The organism is Streptomyces sp. MMS24-W38, from assembly GCF_059889265.1.
Window position 1 is genome coordinate 3,622,760 of the sequence record NZ_JCBCPP010000001.1, and the last position, 18,817, is coordinate 3,641,576.

An 18,817-nucleotide genomic window follows, 5' to 3' on the forward strand; every position below is an offset into this window, starting at 1 on the left:
GGTAGTGGCCGTGGCGGCGGCGCTCGGAAACTAGCCCCGCCGCCGCCAGGCATCCCCGGCGATCCGTCGTGCCCGCCGGGAAGGTGGCCTCCTACCAGGCGAAGGCCTCCGGAGAAGGCCCCGGGCCGGGGAAGATCTCGTCCAGCGAGGTCAGCAGTTCCTCGCTCAGCTTCAGCTCGACCGCCCGCAGCGCCGACGCCAGCTGCTCGGTGGTGCGCGGACCGACGATCGGGCCCGTCACCCCGGGCCGGGTGAGCAGCCAGGCCAGCGCGGCCTCGCCGGGCTCGACGCCGTGCTTGTCGAGCAAGTCCTCGTACGCCTGGATCTGGGCGCGGGCGGCGGGGTCGGCGAGCGTGTCCGCGGCCCGCCCGGACGCGCGGCGCCCGCCCTGGACCTCCTTCTTGATGACCCCGCCCAGCAGACCGCCGTGCAGCGGCGACCAGGGGATGACCCCGAGCCCGTAGTCCTGCGCGGCCGGGATGACCTCCATCTCGGCGCGGCGCTCGGCGAGGTTGTACAGGCACTGCTCGCTCACCAGGCCGTACGACCCGCGCCGGGCGGCGATCTCGTTGGCCTGGGCGATCTTGTAGCCGGGGAAGTTGGACGATCCCACGTAGAGGATCTTGCCCTGCTGGACCAGGACGTCGATCGCCTGCCAGATCTCCTCGAACGGCGTCGACCGGTCGATGTGATGGAACTGGTAGAGGTCGATGTAGTCGGTCTGCAGCCGCTTGAGGGAGGCGTCGACGGCCCGGCGAATGTTCACCGCGGAGAGCTTGTCGTGGTTGGGCCACGCCTCGCCGTCGGCGCCCATGTTCCCGTACACCTTGGTGGCGAGCACGACCTTGTCGCGCCGCTCGCCACCCTTGGCGAACCAGTTGCCGATGATGGTCTCGGTACGGCCCTTGTTCTCGCCCCAGCCGTACACGTTGGCGGTGTCGAAGAGATTGATCCCGGCGTCCAGCGCCGCGTCCATGATGGCGTGACTGTCGGCCTCGTCGGTCTGCGGACCGAAGTTCATCGTCCCGAGGACGAGTCGGCCGACCTTGAGTCCCGTGCGTCCGAGCTGCGTGTACTCCATGAGCACCAAGCCAACGTCTTGGAGCGCGCTCTATGCAAGGGGATCAGTCGGCGGTGCCTGCGGGGGCGGCCCAGGCCGTCGGCTGTCCGGTGACCGAGGCGATCATGTCGAAGTCGCCGTCGTAGTGCAGGACGACGGCGCCGTGACGCTCGGCCGTCGCTGCGATGACCAAGTCGGAGACCGACAGCGCCTTCCAGTTCCCCTTCTGGATGAGGAGCGTCTGGACCTCGAGCGCCCGGTCCCAGGCTTCGTCAGGAGTCGGCAGCCAGTCGAAGCCGCGCATCTCGTCGCGGATCCGCTCGGCGTCCGCCTTGGACCGGGCGCTGTGCAGGACTTCGAGTTCCACCGCACCGCATACCGCGAGTAGTCCTGCGTTGTGCAGCGGGTCGATGACGGCGCGGACCGCCGGCTTCGGGTAACGGGCCAGGGCCGACTTGTCGATCAGGTAGCGGTCGGTCACGCGGCTCCCCGCGAGTCGGTCGTCCCCTCCACGGGCCCCGTGAGGCCGGGCAGCCCGCCCTCGGCCAGCCAGTTCAGGAACGACTCTCGCTTCCGGCGTTTGATGGCGTCCTCGAGAGCCGCGTTCACCGTGGCGACCTTGGTGGTGGTCCCGAAGATCTCGGCGGCTTCGGCCAGCTTGTCGTCGTCGATGTCGATGACCGTTCGTGCCATGTGTACCTCCAGGACGGGGCGGCGCCCAACATGGCGAGGATATCAAAATCGTCGCCACTTGATATCGTTCGGCACTCGCTTCCGCTCGGAGCCTCGTTCGGGGGCTCTGGTTCTTGTAGGGCCCGCCCAGCTCCCACTCCTGGTGCGGCGACTCCGGGACGAAGACGTGGACATTGTCCGTGGTCTGCTCGGCGTTCGTGCAGAAGCCGAGGTCGGTCAGGCCCAGGGAGACCAGGAGCACGTCGGTGCGGTGGGCGCGGACGGGATCGGGATCAGTCGCGGGGAAAGTCGCCGGTCCCGACCGCCAGGTCCGCCACTGTGCCGGTCAGGTCGAGGGTGTCGCCGAAGTTCACCTTCGTCCTCGTGGCGTAGTCACCGTTCTTGGGGTGGGTGTAGACGTAGCACTGGGCCTGGTACGGGTCGGCGATGACGTAGAGCGGGACCTCCGCGACCGCGTAGGCGGCCTTCTTCGGGCCGTAGTCGTTGGCGGCCGTGCCCTCGGAGACGACCTCGACGATGAACTCGATGTCCTGGTGACGCCAGTGGCCTTCGTCGTCCTTCCGTGCGGAGCCGCGAAGCACGGCCACGTCCGGACAGAAGCCGTTCTCGTGGCCGGGGAAGTCGATGCGGACGTCCGAGAAGACCTTGACGTCCATGCCGAACCTGTCCTCGACGGCCCGTACGATCCGGCGGATGATCCCCCAATGGGTGTCCCGCTGCGGTGTCATGTAGACGTTGCCCCCGACGATCTCGACCCTGAACCCTTCGGGGACGGGCATCCGCTCCAGCCGCTCGAACCACTCGTCCAAGCGCTGAGTGTTGGCGTCGGCCATGGCGATCCTGTCGTCTACGACGGTCATCGTGGCATCCTCCCCGGCTGCCCCCACGGACGAGCACAGCCGTGCGGTACAACGATACGCACGGTGACCGGGACACGGGGAAAGGCGCATATGCCGCCGCAGCGCCGTCGCCGGTTACGGCGTGCAGGACGCGGAGTAGGGCCCGCCCAGCTCCCAGCCCCCGTACATCGCCTCCGCGAAGGCCTCCGCGATCCTGTGTTCGCCGGTCGCGTTGGGGTGGGTGCCGTCGTAGGTGTCGGTGTGGATGTCGTACGACGGCGGGACGGCGGCCAGGAGGAGCGGGGAGCCCGGGGTGTCGAGGTCGGCGGCCGTCTTCGCGAGGAGCTCGTTGAAGCGGGTGACCTCGGTGGCGAAGGACGGGTCGGCCTCCGCGCGGATGTTGGGGATCACGGGCAGCACGACCATGCGGATGCGCGGGTTGGCCGCCCGCGCCCCGGCGACGAAGGCGCGGACGTTGTCCGCGGTCTGCTCGGCGTTCGTGTAGAAGCCGAGGTCGATCAGGCCCAGGGAGACCAGGAGCACGTCGGCGCGCCGGGAGCGGACGGTCTCGCCGATCAGCGGCGCCATGTGCTGCCAGCCCTCGCCCCAGCCGGCCAGGTGGGCCCGGGGGAAGTCGGGCTCGGCGTAGGCGTACGAGGTGGGGGCGTCCGTCGCCTGGTCGTGCAGCGTCTCGCGCGGGCCGACGAAGGTGAAGGGGCCGCCGTACTCCGTGCACAGGTGCTGCCACAGGCGGTAGCGCCAGGTGTGTTCACCCGCGCTCCCGATGGTCATCGAGTCGCCGACGGGCATGAACCTGAGCACCCGGTCATCATCGTCGATCGGCCCGGTCGCCGCGATGTGAGACCGACCACCTGCCGCCAAGTCGGCGGCGGGATGGCAGTCTTGGGCCATGCGCCGACCCTTCGCCCTGCTCGCCGCCCCCGTTCTCGTGGGCGTGCTCGCCGCACCCGCCTCCGCAGCCGACGGCGACGAGGGGTTCACGATCAAGGACCCGCGCATCACCGAGTCCAGCGGTCTCGCCGCCTCCCGTCTCCACCCGGGCGTCTACTGGACCCACAACGACAGCGACGACGGCCCCTACCTCTACGCCGTCGACAGCGCCACCGGCGACACCGTCGCCCGGCTCACCCTCACCGGCATCGGCGAACCCCGGGACGTCGAGGCGATCTCCATCGGGCCGGACAACCGGATCTTCGTCGGGGACATCGGCGACAACCTCGGGGGCACCTGGCCGTATGTGTGGATCTACGAGCTGCCCGAGCCGAAGGAGCTGCGGGACCAGACCGTGCGGGCCACGCAGTACGTCGTGAAGTACTCCGACGGGCCCCGCGACGCCGAGTCCCTCGTCGTGCACCCGAGGACCGGACGCGTCTACATCGTCGACAAGAAGGAGGAGGGCGGCCACCTGTACGAGGGGCCGGCCGAACTCTCCGCCTCGGGCAGCAACGTCTTCGAGCCCATCGCCCCCGTCGAGCTGTGGGCCACCGACGCCGCGTTCTCCCCGGACGGCCGGCAGCTCGCCGTGCGCGGGTACTTCGGCGGGATCCACTACGCGTGGGACGACGCCCGGGACGGGAAGCTCGAGCGCAAGGGGCGGCTCAGCGTGCCGCTCCAGGGGCAGGGCGAGTCCGTCAGCTACTCCGCCGACGGCTCCCGGCTGATGTACGGGAGCGAGGGCGCGCAGAGCCCGGTCGAGGCCCGGGAGGCGCCCGGCGGTGGCGACTCGGGGTCGGCGTCCTCGTCGGGCGCCTCGGGTTCTTCGGGTGGGGGCTCGCAGGCGGGGGGCGAGGGCTCGGGGGGCGGTGCCGGTTCCGGTGACGGCCTCACGATCGGTGCCGTGGCCGCCGTGGCCGTCGTCTGCGCGGTCCTGTTCGGGCTGGGGCGTCGGCGCCGACGGGGCTGAACCGGCGGGCGGTCACGCGGCGCCGTCCGCGGGCGCCGTCCGCACCTCGTAGTGGAGCGTCCGCGTCCGCATCAGCCGGTGCGCGAGCGGGACCAGGGCGCCCTGCACGACCGGGTACTTGCGCCGCAGCAGCCGTGCCGCGTGCCGGTCCTCCTCGCTCCCGTGGTCCAGCAGCCGGACCCGGGCGCGCATCTCCGGTCCGACCGGCTTGCCGTCGGGGGTGGCGGGGGCCAGTTCCACCAGCGGGTCGCGGCGCAGGCGTCTGGCCTTCTTGGCCTTGCCGGGGGTGCGGAAGTAGGCGTGGTCGCCCTCCACGGCGAGGTTCACGGCGGTGCCCACGCCCGTGCCGTTCCTGCGGTGGCTGGTGAGCAGCACCGCCCACTGCCCGGCGAAGTCCGTCAGTTCCGGGTGGGTGGTGGGTTCCGGGTGGGTGCGCGAGGTGGCCATACCTCCATGCAGGCACCGATTCGCCGGTCTGTCATCCGGTGGCACGTCGGCGGACCAGCACCTCCAGCCCGTCCAGGACGCACAGCCGAGGCGGTGCTCGGGAGTGCGAATACCGCTCGCCTTCTTGACGTGTTCATGTGACATGGCTTGCATGGGGGTGCAGGGTGATGGGAGCGCTCCCATCCGTTCCGGGCCCGTCCCTCCGAGAGGAAGCGGTGACATGTTCCGCAGCTTGCGAAGAGCGCTGTGCGTGGCCGTGGCGGCGTTCCTGCTGCCGCTGGCGGGTACGCCGTCGGCCGGTGCGGTGGAGCGGGGCGACGGCCCGGCGCGCACCGCGATGGCGGGGGAGGGCTACTGGCACACCGACGGCCGTCGGATCCTGGACGCGGCCGGGCGGTCCGTACGCGTTGCCGGCGTCAACTGGTTCGGTTTCGAGACCGACACCCGTGTGGCCCACGGCCTGTGGGCCCGCGACTACAAGAGCATGATCGACCAGATGAAGTCGCTGGGCTACAACACGATCCGTCTCCCCTACAGCGACGACGTCCTCAAGCCTGGCGCCATGCCCGACAGCATCAGCCACGACGGCATCAACACCGACCTGCGCGGCCTTACTTCGCTCCAGGTCATGGACCGGATCGTGGCGTACGCGGGGCAGTCGGGCCTGAAGGTGGTGCTCGACCGGCACCGTCCGGACGCGGCCGGGCAGTCCGCGCTCTGGTACACCTCGATGGTCCCCGAGTCGACGTGGATCGCCAACCTCAAGGCACTCGCGGCCCGTTATCAGGGCGATCCGACCGTCATCGGCATCGACCTGCACAACGAGCCGCACGATCCCGCCTGTTGGGGCTGCGGCGACACCGCGAGGGACTGGCGGCTGGCCGCCGAGCGGGCCGGCAACGCGGTGCTGTCCGTCAACCCCAACCTGCTGGTCTTCGTCGAGGGCGTGCAGTCGTACAACGGGGTCAACGGCTGGTGGGGCGGCAACCTGATGGGCGTCGCCCAGCACCCGGTCCGCCTGGACGTGCCGAACCGGCTCGTCTACTCCGCCCACGACTACGCCACCAGCGTGGGCCGGCAGCCCTGGTTCGAGGACCCGTCGTTCCCCGCCAACATGCCGGGCATCTGGGACAAGTACTGGGGCTACATCTTCAAGCAGAACATCGCCCCGGTCTGGCTCGGCGAGTTCGGCACGACGCTCCAGTCGGGTGTGGACCAGCGGTGGCTGTCCGCACTGGTGACGTACCTGCGGTCGACCTCGGGGCACGGCGCTGACAGCTTCCACTGGACCTTCTGGTCATGGAACCCCAACTCCGGTGACACCGGGGGCATCCTGAAGGACGACTGGAAGACCGTGGACACGGTCAAGGACGGCTACCTCGCGGACATCAAGGCGCCGGGGTTCCCGGCCGGCGATCCGGGGGACCCGGGCGGCCCGGGTGGTCCCGGGGGCGACGGGCCCGCGTGCAGTGCCGCCTACACCGTCAGCAGCGACTGGGGCGGCGGCTTCAACGCCGACGTGAAGGTCACCAACACCGGGACCGTACCGCTGAAGTCCTGGAAGGTGACGTGGACCTGGAGCGGCTCCCAGCGGGTCACCACCATGTGGAACGCCTCGCACACCCAGTCCGGCCCGACCGTCACCGCGACCAACGCCACCCACAACGGCGCGGTCCCGGCGGGCGGTTCGGCGAGCTTCGGCTTCGGCGGCGCCCCCGGTGGCGGAAGCGTACCGAGCGCGACGTGCACGGCGACGTGAGCGGCGTGTGATCAGGGGGCCGGCGCAGTGACCCGCACACAGTGCTGGGCCCCCTGCCCTGTACGGGTCGCACCTGGGCATGCCACCGTGAATGGGGAATTTTCGGCTGAACATCCACGCGACGGCTGAATGGCTTGCTGTCAGGCGTAGGGGATGCGAAACTGATTGGGCAAGGTCCTATGTGCCCTCTAGAGGGCACTCAAAGGATCTTGCTCTCGTGGGCCCCCGGCGTGCCGGGGGTTTCTGCGTTTCTGGGCACTGTCCGCGTCGAGCCAGACGATGCCATCGGTGCCGTGGCCAGGGAGCCAGTGCTGCGACAGCCGCCGGTAGGACTTCGACATGGCCCCCACTGGATTCATCTTGGGCCACACTTCGGGATGGGTGAGTCCCAGGTGATGGAAGGCGGCATAGCCGACCATGTCGGCAGCCTGGATGAACTGGCTGTACCGACTGTCCTGCATGATCGGGTCTTCGAGAATCCTGCGAGTGGTGAGTGGCAGTCGGCGATGTGCTGCTCGGTAGGGACTTGCGTTACGTACCGCCTGCTCCCAGAGCTTCTGAGCGTCTTCCTGTGCTATGCCGGAAGTGTCCTCAGGTCCGACCTGGCCGTCGTACATGATCAGCATGCGGGTGTCTTGCTCCAGAGCCCATAGCTCCAGGTGGTCGACGAAGCCCTGGTACACCTCGGCTATCTGAGCGGTGCGGCCCGCGACAGTCAGCACCCGCAGGCTGGCGCACCGGGCCAGGTGCCTCATCATGAGGTCGTGCGCAGCAAGGCGCGCCGGGCGGCCGAAGCGCTGATTCTGTTCGGCAGTCGCACAGGGGCGGCCTCGCCCTTTGACCAAGTTGCTGGCATGCAACTCGGTGTTCTTCGAGATGCCCCATGTCTCCTCCAGTCCTCGTCGGCCTTCCAGCCAGCAGTGCAGGAGGTCGTTCCAGCCTTCTTCAGGTACGAGGAGTCCGGTCAGAGTGCGGCCCTGGTCCGCCCCTGAATCATCGGCGTAGCAAAAGTACACGTTCGGAATATATGGCGTCAGGAGACCGCAGTTGGCCCTCCTTGCAACTCTCACCTGCGCATCTCACCGAATCTCATGACGTGCGCTTCCCCTCCCCCGCTATGCCAGAGGGCACTGGAGTTCCAGGTGTCGGTGGCCCGGGAGGCAGGTCACCAGGGCCAGGGAAGGAGAGGAGGGTCGTTCGAGGTAGATCATTCCGTTGATGACCTGCCGGTCGTCCACCCTCGGCCGGCCAGCCGCCGCCCGAAGTGTGAGCGGAGCGAGTAAATCTCACCCGGTGGGACGGCGGTCTCGACGTGTGCGAGGCCGGGCACGCGTCCGCGCCCCGGGGAGGGTGCACCGTCCCAAAAGCGTGAGCACTTTGGCTGCCACTGTCCTGATGCCGCTCGTTTGAGCGCTCTCGTGACACATGTCCGCCGACTGCTCACGGTTTTCGGCAAGGCACCCGTCTCCGGCCCCGCGGCGTCGGGCGAGCGCCTCACAGAGTTGAAGGGATGCGAGCGCTCTCCGCCTCGCCGAGCGCGAACAGCGCCCGACGGGGATCCGTCGGGCGCCCTTCGTCGTCGTGCGGGGGAGCGGTCAGAGCTGTTCGATGACGTAGTCGACGCACTTCGTCAGGGCCTCGACGTCCGCGGGGTCGATGGCCGGGAACATGGCGACGCGGAGCTGGTTGCGGCCGAGCTTGCGGTAGGGCTCGGTGTCGACGATGCCGTTGGCGCGCAGCACCTTGGCGACCGCGGCGGCGTCGACCTCGTCGGTGAAGTCGATGGTGCCGATGACCTGGGAGCGCTTGGCCGGGTCGGTGACGAACGGGTTCGCGAACTTCACGTCCTCCGCCCAGCCGTACAGCGTGCGGGCCGAGGTGGCGGTGCGGCGGACGGCGAAGTCCAGGCCGCCCTGGCCGTTGATCCACTTCAGCTGCTCGTTGAGGAGGAAGAGGGTGGCCAGGGCCGGGGTGTTGTACGTCTGGTTCTTGCGGGAGTTGTCGATCGCCGTGGGCAGCGAGAAGAACTCCGGGATGTGGCGGCCGGACGCGTGGACGCGCTCGGCGCGCTCGATGGCGGCCGGGGAGAAGACGCCGATCCACAGGCCGCCGTCGGAGGCGAAGGACTTCTGCGGGGCGAAGTAGTAGACGTCCGTCTCGGCGATGTCGACGGGCAGGCCGCCGGCGCCGCTCGTCGCGTCCACGAGGACCAGGGAGCCCTCGTCGGCGCCGGACACCCGCTTGATGGGCATGGCGACACCGGTGGAGGTCTCGTTGTGGGTGAAGGCGTAGACGTCCACGCCGGCCGCGGCGACCGGCTCGGGGTGTGTGCCCGGGTCGGCGGAGACGACGTCCGGCTCGGCCAGCCAGGGGGCGAGCTTGGCCGCCTTGGCGAACTTGGAGCTGAACTCGCCGAAGGTGAGGTGCTGCGACCTGTTCTCGATCAGGCCGTGGGTCGCGATGTCCCAGAACGCGGTGGAGCCGCCGTTGCCGAGGACGACCTCGTAGCCCTCGGGGAGCTGGAACAGGTCACGGATGCCCTCGCGCACTTCGCCGACCAGGTTCTTCACCGGGGCCTGGCGGTGGGAGGTGCCCAGCAGGGACGTGCCGGTCGCGGCCAGCGCGTCCAGCGCTTCCGTCCGCACCTTGGAGGGGCCCGCGCCGAAACGACCGTCGGCGGGCTTGATGTCAGCAGGAATCCGGATCTCAGCCACGAAAGGAGCCTAGCGGCTCCGGGAAACCCGGGTGCAATCTCGTCCGTCGGCTGAGACACGAATCAGCCGGTGGGGGGAGGGGAGGGCCGGGGCAGGGCGGTGGGGCGGCGGGACGGGGTCGATTCCCCGTCCCGCCGCTCCGAGAGTCGCCCCGAAGGCCGGCCCGGAAAGGTCAGCCGCCGAGTGTCACCGGCAGTTCGTACAGGTCGTTCTGGGTGACGACCGGCTTGTTGCGGAGTTCGGTCGCCGGGACCGCCAGGTCCAGCTTCGGGAAGCGCGCGTACAGGGCCGGCAGGGCGACGCCCGCCTCCAGGCGGGAGAGGGCCGCGCCGGGGCACACGTGCGGGCCGTGCCCGAAGGAGATGTGCCGGTTGGCGGTCTCGCGGGTGATGTCGAAGGCGCCGGCGCTCGGGCCGTGGGCCTGCTCGTCGCGGCCGATCGCGGCGTACGACACGATCAGCGCCTCCCCGGCCGGGAGGACGGCGTCGCCGACCGGTACGTCCTCGGTGGCGAACCGGATCAGCACGTGGGAGGTGGGCGTGGAGTACCGCAGGGTCTCCTCGATCACCGCCGACCAGTCCGCCTTGCCGGACAGCACCAGCTCGCGCTGCTCGGGGTGGAGGGAGAGGTTGACCACCGCGTTGACGATGAGCGAGATCGTCGTCTCGTGACCGGCCGCGATCATCAGCTGGAGCGTGGAGACGATCTCCTGGTCGGTGAGCCGGCTGCCGTCCTCGGACGCCTGGATGAGCGCGGACGTCAGGTCGTCGCCGGGGTTCTCCCGCTTGCTCGCGACCGTCTCGGCCATGATCCCGGCCAGTTCGGTCAGCGTCGCGATGACCTCCTGGGGCGGGGTCTGCGTCGAGAAGAACTTCTCGAACAGCTCCTTCAGCCGCGGCAGCCGCTCCTCGGCGAGCCCCATCAGGTCGGCGACCACGTACATCGGCAGCGGATAGGCGAACAGGGCCTTCAGGTCGACCGTTTCGCCCGGCTCCGCGGCCACCTGGTCCAACAGGCCCTCGGTCAGTTCCGTGATCCGGCCGCGCATCTGCTCCACCCGGCGCGGGGTGAGCGCCTGCGCGACCAGCGTGCGCAGGCGGCGGTGGTCGGCGCCGTCCACGGTGAGCATGGAGCGGGGCGGGTTGGCGAGTCCGATCAGCGGCCAGTCGGGGGCGATCTCGCCGCGCTGCCAGGCGCCCCAGACGTTGATGTCCTTCACCAGCCGGGGGTCGGTGAGCAGCTTCTTCGCCTCGGCGTGGTGCGTGACCGCCCACACCGGTACGTCGCCCGGCAGCACCACGCGTGCGAGGGGTCCGGCGGCCCGCAGCGCCGCGCTCTCCGCCTCCAGGTCGGAGACGAACGGGTCCAGAGGGATCGGGTTCCCCTCGGTGCCTGACGCGGGTGCCTGAGTGTCCGTACCAGCCGTCATCTGGGTCTTCCTCCAAGGGCGGGAGTCGGGGTGAACGTGACCGGAAGTTCGGACAGCCCGCGCAGCCACGGCGACGGGCGGCGGGTCAGGGACGCGGCCGGTACCGCGAGGTCGATGTCCGGTAGCCGGTCCAGGACGACCTCGATGCCGGTCCGCGCGATCACCTCGGCGATCTCCTGCGCCGGGAACGGGCACCGGTGCTCCCCGTGGCCGAAGGAGAAGTGCGCGCCGTTCCCGCCGGTCAGGGCGGAGCCGTCGGTGCGCACCTGGGGATCGGAGTTGGCGCCCTGGAGACCGAGGAGCAGCATGTCACCGGCGCGGATGCGGCGACCGCCCAGCTGGGTGTCGCGGGAGGCCCAGCGGCCGGCCACGTTCTGGGTGGGGGTGTCCTCCCACAGCACCTCGTTCATCGCCTCGGCGACGCTGTTGCGGCCGCCGAACAGGGACGCGGCGAACCGGTTGTCCGTCAGCATCAGGTGCAGGGAGTTGCCGATCCAGTCGGCGGTCGGCTGGTGTCCGGCCGCCATCATCACCATCAGGTCCTGGACGATCTCCTCGTCGGTGAACCCGGAGGTGTCGGCGAGCATCCGCGACGCCACGTCCTCGGCGGGCTCGTTCCCGCGGGCGGCCACCAGTTCGGTCATCGACGTGAACAGGTGGGCCTGGCCCGCCAGCGCCCGCTCCCGTCCGTCGATCATGTCGTTGAGGGCGGTGACCAGGGCCGGCCCCTGCTCCTCGGAGAAGCCATAGAGCCGGGCCAGTACGCGTACCGGCAGCAGCGTCGCGAACTCGCCGATGATGTCGGCGGCGCCCCGGGGGCAGATGCCGTCGATCAGCTCGTCGGCGAACTTCTCGGCATAGCGGCGCAGTTCGAACGGGTCCACCGCCTCCAGCGCGTGGATCATCATCCCGGCCCGCTCGCGGTGCCGCTCGCCGACGGTGTAGAGGATGGAGGGCTGCTTGCGGCCGATCATCGGCAGCAGCGGCCAGTCGTCGGGGATGTTCTCCCACTGGCTCCACAGGTCGGAGTCGCGGCTGAACAGCACCGGGTCGCCGGTGATCTGGTGCAGCTCGCGGTAGCCGAGCACCAGCCAGGCCGGTACGTCGCCGTCGAGCAGCACCGGGACCACGCTGCCGTGGTCGCGCCGCATCTCCCGGTACACCCCGGCGGGGTCGTCCTGGAGCAGGGGCCCGCTGAGGGCGACGGGGGCGGCGGCCGGGGACGCGGGGGTGGGGCTCACACCAGCTCCTGACGGGGGGCTCGGGCCGGGTCGGTGTAGCGGGCCTGGATGTGCTCCACCAGTGTGATCAGCACCAGCTTGCTGGACTCCCGGGACCGCGCGTCGCAGGTGACCAGCGGGACGTGCGGATCGAGGTCGAGGGCCTCGCGGATCTGCTCCGGGGCGAAGGCGGGGCCGCCGAAGTCGTTGCAGGCCACGATGAACGGCGTGCCGTGCTTCTCCAGCCGGTCGATGGCGTACCAGGATTCGTCGATGCGCCGGGTGTCGACCAGGACGACCGCGCCCAGGGTGCCGGAGAACAGCCGGTCCCACAGGAACCAGAAGCGTTCCTGGCCGGGCGCCCCGAACAGGTACAGCACATTGCGCCGGTCCAGGGTGATGCGGCCGAAGTCGAAGGCGACGGTGGTCGCGGTCTTGCCGCCCACTCCGCTGGTGTCGTCGACGGCCTCCCCGGCCCGGGTCATCGTCTCCTCGGTGTTGAGGGGACGTATCTCGCTCACCGAGCGGACCATCGTCGTCTTGCCGGCGCCGAAGCCGCCCACGACCACGATCTTGAGGCCGTTGTCGGCCGACGCGCCCAGCGGCGTACGCGTCTCAGAGGTTGCGGAGTCCAACGAGCACCTGCTCCAGGATGTCGGGGTCGGGTACGGCGGCCTGGCGGGGGTGGCGGGCGCTGACGCGTCCCGCCGCCTGGAGGTCGGCGAGCAGGATGCGGGTGATGCTCACCGGCAGTTTCAGCTCGGCCGCGATCTCCACGACCGCCGTGGGCCGTTCGGTCAGCCGCAGGATCGCGGCGTGCTCGGACTGCATGCCCGGCACCGGATCGCATTCGGCGACGACCAGGGTCACCAGGTCGAAGGGGTTGTCGGCCCCGGACCGGCTGCGTCCGCCGGTGACGGTGTAGAGGCGGTCGGGGGCGTCGTCCCTGCCCGGCCTGCTCATGAGGTGCGCGGCGGCGCGGTCAGGTGCTCCCCGAGCTGCTCCACCAGCTCGCTCATGTTGTGCCCGATGAGCCCGGCGTCGGCGTCCTCGTCGGTGACGACGGCCAGGTGCGCGCCCTGGCCGGCCTCCACGATGAACAGCACGCCGCCGTAGAACTCGGTCATCGCCGACCTGACGCCTCCGCTGCCGTCGCCGAACTCCACGGACGCGCCGTGCGACAGGGACTGGATGCCCGCGGCGATCGCGGCGAGCTGGTCGGCCTGGTCGGCGGAGAGCTCGGGGGTGCGGCACAGTTTCAGGCCGTCCCTGGACAGCACGAGCGCGTGCCGCGCGCCCGGCGTGCGCTCCAGCAGGCCTTCTATCAGCCAGGTGAGCTTCTCGTCGGCGGTCGTCGTGCCGGTCATGAGGTGGTGTCGCCTTCCGGGGTTACGGGGGTGGGGGTCGGGGTGTCGAGGGGGGCGGTGCCTGTGCCGGTGTCCGTGCTCGTACCTGTGCCTGTGTCCGTTTCTGTGCAGGGTGCTGCTTCCGGGCAGGGTTCCGCGTCGTCCGGGGCGGTGGCGCGGACGGCCTGGCGGAAGCTGCTGAAGCGGGCCGTGCGGGTCCTCGTCTCCTCGGCGGTGGGCGCCGTGGGACGCGGGGTGGTGGCGCGGGTCCCGGCGCTTCGGGTGCGCTCGGCCTCGGCGAGGGTGCGGCCGCGGCGGCGGCGCGGGAGGCCGAGCGGGGGCGCGTCCGGTGCGGATGCGTCCGTGCCTGTGCCTGTGTTCGGGCTCGGGTCCGTGTGCCGGTCCGGGGACTCGTGGGTGGGCACCGGGTCGGGGTCGAGGTCGGCTCCGGCGCGGTGTGCCGCGTACGAGTGGCTGGTCGCCGTAGCCGCCGTGGCCGCCGTCGACGCGGTCGCCGACGTGGCCGCGGGGCCCGTTTCCGTCGGGGCCGTGGCATCGGCGGGGTGGACGGCCGGTGCCTCGGCCGGGCGGGTGCCGGTGCGCTGGGGGAGACCCGGCGCGGACGGCGCGGGTGCCGCGCCCGCCGGTGTCTTCGCCTCGGAGCGTGCGGGCCGCGCGGGCCGGGTGTGCGCTCCGGTGCGGGCGGGGGCGCCGGTGGGCGGGGTGGGCGGCGCGTCCGGCGACACGAGGATGTCCTGCGGTACGAGCATCAGCACGCCCGTGCCACCGCGGGCCGAGGGCCGGTAGGAGACCCGGAGGCCGTAGCGCCGGGCCAGCCGGCCCACCACGGCGAGTCCGAGCCGGGTGCCGGTGAGGCCGCCGAGCCCGCTGGTCTCGCCGGAGACGGCACGCTCGGCACGCCGCAGCTGGGCCTCGCCCATGACGAGCCCGCTGTCCTCGACGGAGACGATGACGCCGGCCGGCACCTCCTCCACGTAGACGTGGACCTCGGCGGTCGGCGGCGAGAAGTTGGCCGCGTTGTCGAGGAGTTCGGCGAGCGCGTGCATCACGCCCTCGGCGGCGTGCCCGGCGACGGCGGTGTCGGCGGCGGAGTGGACGCGGACACGCCGGTAGCCGCTGATCCTGCCCATGGCACCGCGCAGGATCGACTCCATGCGGATCGGCCGGGCCCAGCGGCGGCCGGAGCGGGCGCCGGTGAGGACGGCGACGGAGTCGGCGAGCCTGCCCGCCTGCGCGGTGCGGTGGTCGAGGTGGAGGAGGTCGGAGAGGACCTCCTCGTCGTGGTGCTTGTCCTCCATCGCGCGCAGGTCCGCGAGCATGCCGGTGGACAGGGCCTGCATCCGGCCGGCCGCGTTGGCCGTCGCGGACAGCGCGGCGGCGCGGGCGCCGTCGGCCTCGCGCAGCCGGACGGCCAGCCGCGCGTTCTCCCCGATGTGCCGGTCCCGGTCCTGTGACAGCCGCGCCCGCTCCTCGCCGAGCCGCTTGAGTTCCGCGTCGAGCCGGTCGCGCTCGTCGGTGTGCTGCTGGACCAGTTGGGCGGTGTGGCCGTCGTGTTCCTCGGCGCGCCGGCGCAGTTCCCCGGCGTGCTCGTCGGCGAGACGGGAGAGTTCGGCGGCGTGGTCGTCCCTCAGCCGGGTGAGTTCGGTGGCGTGCTCCTCCGCGAGCCGTGCCCGCTCGGCGATGTGCTCCTGCGTCAACCGGGCCTTGGCGGCGGCGTGTTGGTCGTTGAGGCGCTCGTGCTCCGCCGCCACGGACTTCGCGAGGAGGGCCCGCTCCTGGTCCAGGTCGGCCGACAACCGGGCCCGCTCCCGGGTGAGTTCGCCGGTCAGCCGCTCGTGCTGGCGGCGGGCCTCCTCCGCCTGCCGGGCGCGCTCCTGGAGCAGCCGGCCGACGTCCTGGGAGACCTCCTCCAGCCGCCCGCGGAGCGCCCGCGCCGTCAGGACGGCGTGGGTGGCCCAGGTGACGGCCGCGCACAGCAGCAGGGCGGCGATCACTCCGGCCGCCGTGAGGGCGCCACGCGCGGAGGCCGGTCCCAGGAACACCGCGACGACGACCCCGACCGCGGAGAGCGCCGCGGTGAGCAGGGGGGCGGGCAGCAGGCTGCGGGGGGTGGGGCGGTCGCCGGGGAGCAGGGGGGAGGTCATCAATCAGGGTCCTCGGTCGGGTCCTCGGTCGGGGCCGCGGGGCATACGCCGTTGTCTGCCCGTGTCGTCTGCACATGCGGTCCGCGCGGCCCTCGAGCGGTCCATGGGGTCGCCGGATCCGGTTCCTGGGTCGCCTCTGGAACGAGGGCCGACAACTGCGCACAACTCGCGGTCACTATATGCAAGTTAGTGATCTGCTTGGGAAGATTCCGGTCTCGTCCTTGGGATTTGAGCCACTCCTGAGGGAAGCGGCTCCCCGGCGCCCTCGCCCCGTGCGCCGCGCGGGGTGTGCGCCGTCGCCGCTGTTCCGCCCGCCCCGGGGGCATCCTGGGGGGTATGACGGATCTCCGGGAACTGCGGGCCGGGCTGCGCGCGGACGTGCGCGGTGAGGTGGACTTCGGCGTCACCGCGCGGGCGCTGACCACCATGGACGCCTCCAACTACCGCCGGGTGCCGCTGGGCGTGGTGTCGCCGCGGGACGCCGACGACGTGGCGGCGGCCCTCGCCGTCTGCAGGGAGCGCGGAGTCCCCGTGGTGCCGCGCGGCGGCGGCACGTCGATCGCGGGCCAGGCGACCGGCACCGGTGTGGTGCTCGACCTCACCCGGCACATGAACCGGCTGCTGTCCCTCGACCCGGAGACCCGCACGGCCGTCGTCCAGCCCGGCCTCGTCCTCGACCGGCTCCAGGAGGCCGCCGCCCCGCACGGACTGCGCTTCGGCCCGGACCCCTCCACGCACAGCCGTTGCACCCTCGGCGGCATGATCGGCAACAACTCCTGCGGCTCCCACTCGGTCGCCTGGGGGACGACGGCGGACAACGTGCGGGAACTGTCGGTGATCACCCCGCGCGGGGAGCGGCTGCGCCCCGGACGGGGGTGGGCCGGGGCCCCGGCGGGACTGCGGGAGCTGGTGGACGGCGAACTCGCCCGCCTGCGCACCGGTTTCCCCGAGCTGCCCCGCCGCATCTCCGGATACGCCCTGGACGCCCTGCTGCCCGAGAAGGGCGCCGACGTCGCCCGCTCCTTCTGCGGCTCCGAGGGCACGCTGGGCGTGCTGACGGAGGCGGTAGTGGAGCTGGTACGCGCCCCACGCGCGCGTGCGCTCGCCGTGCTGGCGTACGCCGACGAGAGCGGCGCCGCCGAGGCCGCGGCCGGGCTGCTGCCGTACGAGCCGCTGACCGTGGAGGGCATGGCGGCCGATCTGGTGCCGTCCTCGGTGGACCTCCCGCGCGGTGGTGCCTGGCTGTTCGTCGAGACGGGCGGGGAGACGGAGGAAGAGGCACGCGCGCGTGCGGACGCGATCGTCCGCGCGGCGGACGTCGTGGACTCCCTGGTGGTGACCGACCCGGCCCGGCAGCGCGTCCTGTGGCGCATCCGGGAGGACGCGAGCGGCACGGCGACCCGGATGCCCGACGGTACGGAGGCCTGGCCCGGCTGGGAGGACTGCGCGGTGCCGCCCGCCCGGCTCGGCGCGTACCTGCGGGACTTCCGGGGGCTGCTGGCCGCACACGGGCTGCGCGGGGCGCCGTACGGGCACTTCGGGGACGGCTGCATCCACGTCCGCATCGACTTCGACCTGCTGACGGAACCGGGCATCGCCCGCTTCCGGGCCTTCTCCGGGGAGCTCGCCGACCTGGTTGTGGCCCACGGCGGATCGCTGTCCGGCGAGCACGGTGACGGGCAGGCGCGCGCGGAGCTGCTGCCGCGCATGTACGGCACGGAGACGGTGGCCCTCTTCGAGCGCGTGAAGGGCGTCTGGGACCCCGACGACCTGCTCAACCCGGGGATGCTGGTGCGCCCCGAGCCCCTGGACGCGAACCTCCGCTTCGCCGTCCTCCCGCGCGAACCGGTGGACGTCGCCTTCGGCTACCCCGCCGACGGCGGCGACTTCTCCGCGGCGGTCCGCCGCTGCGTGGGCGTGGCCAAGTGCCGTACGGAGTCGGTGTCGGGGCCGGCGGTGATGTGCCCGTCGTTCCGGGCCACGGGCCGGGAGGAGCACTCCACGCGCGGGCGCGCACGCCTGCTGCACGAGATGCTCGCCGGCGAGCTGGTGACCGACGGCTGGCGGTCCACGGAGGTACGGGACGCACTGGACCTGTGCCTGTCCTGCAAGGGCTGCCGTTCGGACTGCCCGGTCGAGGTCGACATGGCCACCTACAAGGCGGAGTTCCTCCACCACCACTACGCCGGCCGCCGCCGCCCCGCCGCCCACTACGCGATGGGACGGCTGCCGCTGTGGCTGGGCTGGGTGGCGCGTACCAGGTCGGCGGCGCTGGTCAACGCGGGCGCCTCGGTGGGCCCGCTCGCGCGGGCGGCGAAACGGCTGGGCGGGATCGCGGGGGAGCGGGAGATCCCGCGCCTGGCCGGGGAGACGTTCACCCGCTGGTGGCGGGGACGGCGGACCGCCGCGCCCTTTGCCCCGGGGACTCTGGTGGTCCTCTGGCCGGACACCTTCACCGAGCACCTCTCGCCCTCCGTGGGCCGCGCGGCCGTACGGGTCCTGGAGGCGGCGGGCCTGCGGGTCGCGCTGCCCCCGACGCTGCGCCTGGCCGGAGCCCGGGGCCTGGTGGGGGACGCGCGCTCCCGCTCGGCGCTGCGGCTGCTGGCGGCCCGCAGGAGCCGGGTCTGCTGCGGCCTGACGTACATCTCCACGGGCCAGCTCGACCGCGCCCGCGCGGTGCTGCGCCGCACCCTGGACCTGATGGAACCGGTGCTCGCCACCGACGCTCCGGTGGTCGTCCTGGAGCCGAGCTGCGCGGCGACCCTGCGCACGGACGCGCCGGAAATCCTGCACGACGACCCCCGCGCGGCACGACTGGCCTCCCGCGTCCGCACGTTCGCGGAGACCCTGGAGCAGTACGCGCCGGACTGGACCCCACCGGCCCTGGACCGCCCCGTCACCGGCCAGACCCACTGCCACCAGCACGCGGTCCTCGGCGACACGGCCGACCGCCGGTTGCGTACCGCCGCGGGCCTCACCGGCGACCTGAGCGGCGGCTGCTGCGGCCTCGCCGGCAACTTCGGCTTCGAGAAGGGCCACTACGAGGTCTCGGCCGCCTGCGCGGAGGACCAGCTCCTCCCCGCGGTGCGGCAGGCACCGAAGGACGCCCTGATCCTGGCCGACGGCTACTCCTGCCGCACCCAGCTGGACCAGCTGGCGGGCGTACGGGGCCGCCACCTGGCGGAGGTGCTGGCGGAGGCCCTGGAGGACAACCCGTGAGG

The 18,817-nt window shown here is 71.7% G+C and carries 17 protein-coding genes; 3 read left to right on the plus strand and 14 right to left on the minus strand.

Annotation, left to right across the window (positions count from 1 at the left end; translation table 11 throughout):
* Positions 1 to 91 precede the first annotated feature (91 nt).
* The 5 genes from AC6F7H_RS15455 to AC6F7H_RS15475 form a co-directional block, all read right to left on the minus strand.
* Positions 92 to 1,081 (minus strand): aldo/keto reductase, encoded by a 990-nt coding sequence (locus tag AC6F7H_RS15455; protein WP_500757552.1) that lies wholly within the window; start codon positions 1,079 to 1,081, stop codon positions 92 to 94.
* Between the two features lie 43 nt (positions 1,082 to 1,124).
* Positions 1,125 to 1,541 carry a PIN domain nuclease gene (locus AC6F7H_RS15460; RefSeq protein ID WP_500757553.1) on the minus strand — a complete coding sequence of 139 codons (417 nt, stop codon included), beginning with the start codon at positions 1,539 to 1,541 and terminating at the stop codon, positions 1,125 to 1,127.
* Positions 1,538 to 1,753, minus strand: a complete 216-nt coding sequence (locus AC6F7H_RS15465) for a type II toxin-antitoxin system VapB family antitoxin (RefSeq protein WP_500757554.1) — start codon at positions 1,751 to 1,753, stop codon at positions 1,538 to 1,540. The genes AC6F7H_RS15460 and AC6F7H_RS15465 overlap by 4 nt, the downstream gene beginning before the upstream one ends.
* A gap of 272 nt (positions 1,754 to 2,025) precedes the next feature.
* On the minus strand, positions 2,026 to 2,613 hold the full coding sequence (locus AC6F7H_RS15470; RefSeq protein WP_500757555.1) for a Uma2 family endonuclease: 588 nt from the start codon (positions 2,611 to 2,613) through the stop codon (positions 2,026 to 2,028).
* A 114-nt stretch (positions 2,614 to 2,727) separates the two neighbouring features.
* On the minus strand, positions 2,728 to 3,414 hold the full coding sequence (locus AC6F7H_RS15475) for an SGNH/GDSL hydrolase family protein (protein WP_500757556.1): 687 nt from the start codon (positions 3,412 to 3,414) through the stop codon (positions 2,728 to 2,730).
* Between the two features lie 88 nt (positions 3,415 to 3,502).
* On the opposite strand from AC6F7H_RS15475, the gene AC6F7H_RS15480 reads away from it, so the two are divergent.
* Positions 3,503 to 4,516, plus strand: coding sequence for a WD40 repeat domain-containing protein (locus AC6F7H_RS15480; RefSeq protein ID WP_500757557.1), 1,014 nt, complete (start codon positions 3,503 to 3,505; stop codon positions 4,514 to 4,516).
* Between the two features lie 12 nt (positions 4,517 to 4,528).
* On the opposite strand, the gene AC6F7H_RS15485 is transcribed toward AC6F7H_RS15480, so the two are convergent.
* The gene (locus tag AC6F7H_RS15485) at positions 4,529 to 4,963 is read right to left on the minus strand and encodes a PPOX class F420-dependent oxidoreductase (RefSeq protein WP_500757558.1); all 435 of its coding nucleotides are present in this window, start codon (positions 4,961 to 4,963) and stop codon (positions 4,529 to 4,531) included.
* Between the two features lie 220 nt (positions 4,964 to 5,183).
* Here AC6F7H_RS15485 and AC6F7H_RS15490 point away from each other — a divergent pair, with 220 nt between their 5' ends.
* Positions 5,184 to 6,722 carry a cellulase family glycosylhydrolase gene (locus AC6F7H_RS15490; RefSeq protein WP_500757559.1) on the plus strand — a complete coding sequence of 513 codons (1,539 nt, stop codon included), beginning with the start codon at positions 5,184 to 5,186 and terminating at the stop codon, positions 6,720 to 6,722.
* Positions 6,723 to 6,910: 188 nt separating this feature from the next.
* Here AC6F7H_RS15490 and AC6F7H_RS15495 read toward each other — a convergent pair whose 3' ends face one another.
* The 8 genes from AC6F7H_RS15495 to AC6F7H_RS15530 all read right to left on the minus strand — a co-directional run bounded on the left by AC6F7H_RS15495 (position 6,911) and on the right by AC6F7H_RS15530 (position 15,596).
* Complete coding sequence (locus AC6F7H_RS15495) at positions 6,911 to 7,738, minus strand: DUF3800 domain-containing protein (RefSeq protein WP_500757560.1); 828 nt, start codon at positions 7,736 to 7,738, stop codon at positions 6,911 to 6,913.
* A 579-nt stretch (positions 7,739 to 8,317) separates the two neighbouring features.
* The gene (serC, locus tag AC6F7H_RS15500) at positions 8,318 to 9,436 is read right to left on the minus strand and encodes a phosphoserine transaminase (RefSeq protein WP_500757561.1); all 1,119 of its coding nucleotides are present in this window, start codon (positions 9,434 to 9,436) and stop codon (positions 8,318 to 8,320) included.
* Between the two features lie 172 nt (positions 9,437 to 9,608).
* On the minus strand, positions 9,609 to 10,865 hold the full coding sequence (locus AC6F7H_RS15505; protein ID WP_500757562.1) for a cytochrome P450 family protein: 1,257 nt from the start codon (positions 10,863 to 10,865) through the stop codon (positions 9,609 to 9,611).
* Positions 10,862 to 12,106: a cytochrome P450 gene (locus AC6F7H_RS15510; protein ID WP_500757563.1), complete on the minus strand. Its 1,245-nt coding sequence runs from the start codon at positions 12,104 to 12,106 to the stop codon at positions 10,862 to 10,864. The genes AC6F7H_RS15505 and AC6F7H_RS15510 overlap by 4 nt, the downstream gene beginning before the upstream one ends.
* A complete protein-coding gene (locus tag AC6F7H_RS15515) occupies positions 12,103 to 12,720 on the minus strand; it encodes a GTP-binding protein (protein ID WP_500757564.1) in 618 nt (205 codons plus the stop codon). Before AC6F7H_RS15515 ends, AC6F7H_RS15510 begins: the two co-directional genes overlap by 4 nt.
* The gene (locus AC6F7H_RS15520; protein ID WP_109379351.1) at positions 12,701 to 13,048 is read right to left on the minus strand and encodes a DUF742 domain-containing protein; all 348 of its coding nucleotides are present in this window, start codon (positions 13,046 to 13,048) and stop codon (positions 12,701 to 12,703) included. The genes AC6F7H_RS15515 and AC6F7H_RS15520 overlap by 20 nt, the downstream gene beginning before the upstream one ends.
* Positions 13,045 to 13,452, minus strand: coding sequence for a roadblock/LC7 domain-containing protein (locus AC6F7H_RS15525; protein WP_279335345.1), 408 nt, complete (start codon positions 13,450 to 13,452; stop codon positions 13,045 to 13,047). Before AC6F7H_RS15525 ends, AC6F7H_RS15520 begins: the two co-directional genes overlap by 4 nt.
* On the minus strand, positions 13,449 to 15,596 hold the full coding sequence (locus AC6F7H_RS15530) for an ATP-binding protein (protein ID WP_500757565.1): 2,148 nt from the start codon (positions 15,594 to 15,596) through the stop codon (positions 13,449 to 13,451). The genes AC6F7H_RS15525 and AC6F7H_RS15530 overlap by 4 nt, the downstream gene beginning before the upstream one ends.
* A 336-nt stretch (positions 15,597 to 15,932) precedes the next feature.
* On the opposite strand from AC6F7H_RS15530, the gene AC6F7H_RS15535 reads away from it, so the two are divergent.
* A complete protein-coding gene (locus AC6F7H_RS15535; protein WP_500757566.1) occupies positions 15,933 to 18,815 on the plus strand; it encodes an FAD-binding and (Fe-S)-binding domain-containing protein in 2,883 nt (960 codons plus the stop codon).
* Positions 18,816 to 18,817 lie beyond the last annotated feature (2 nt).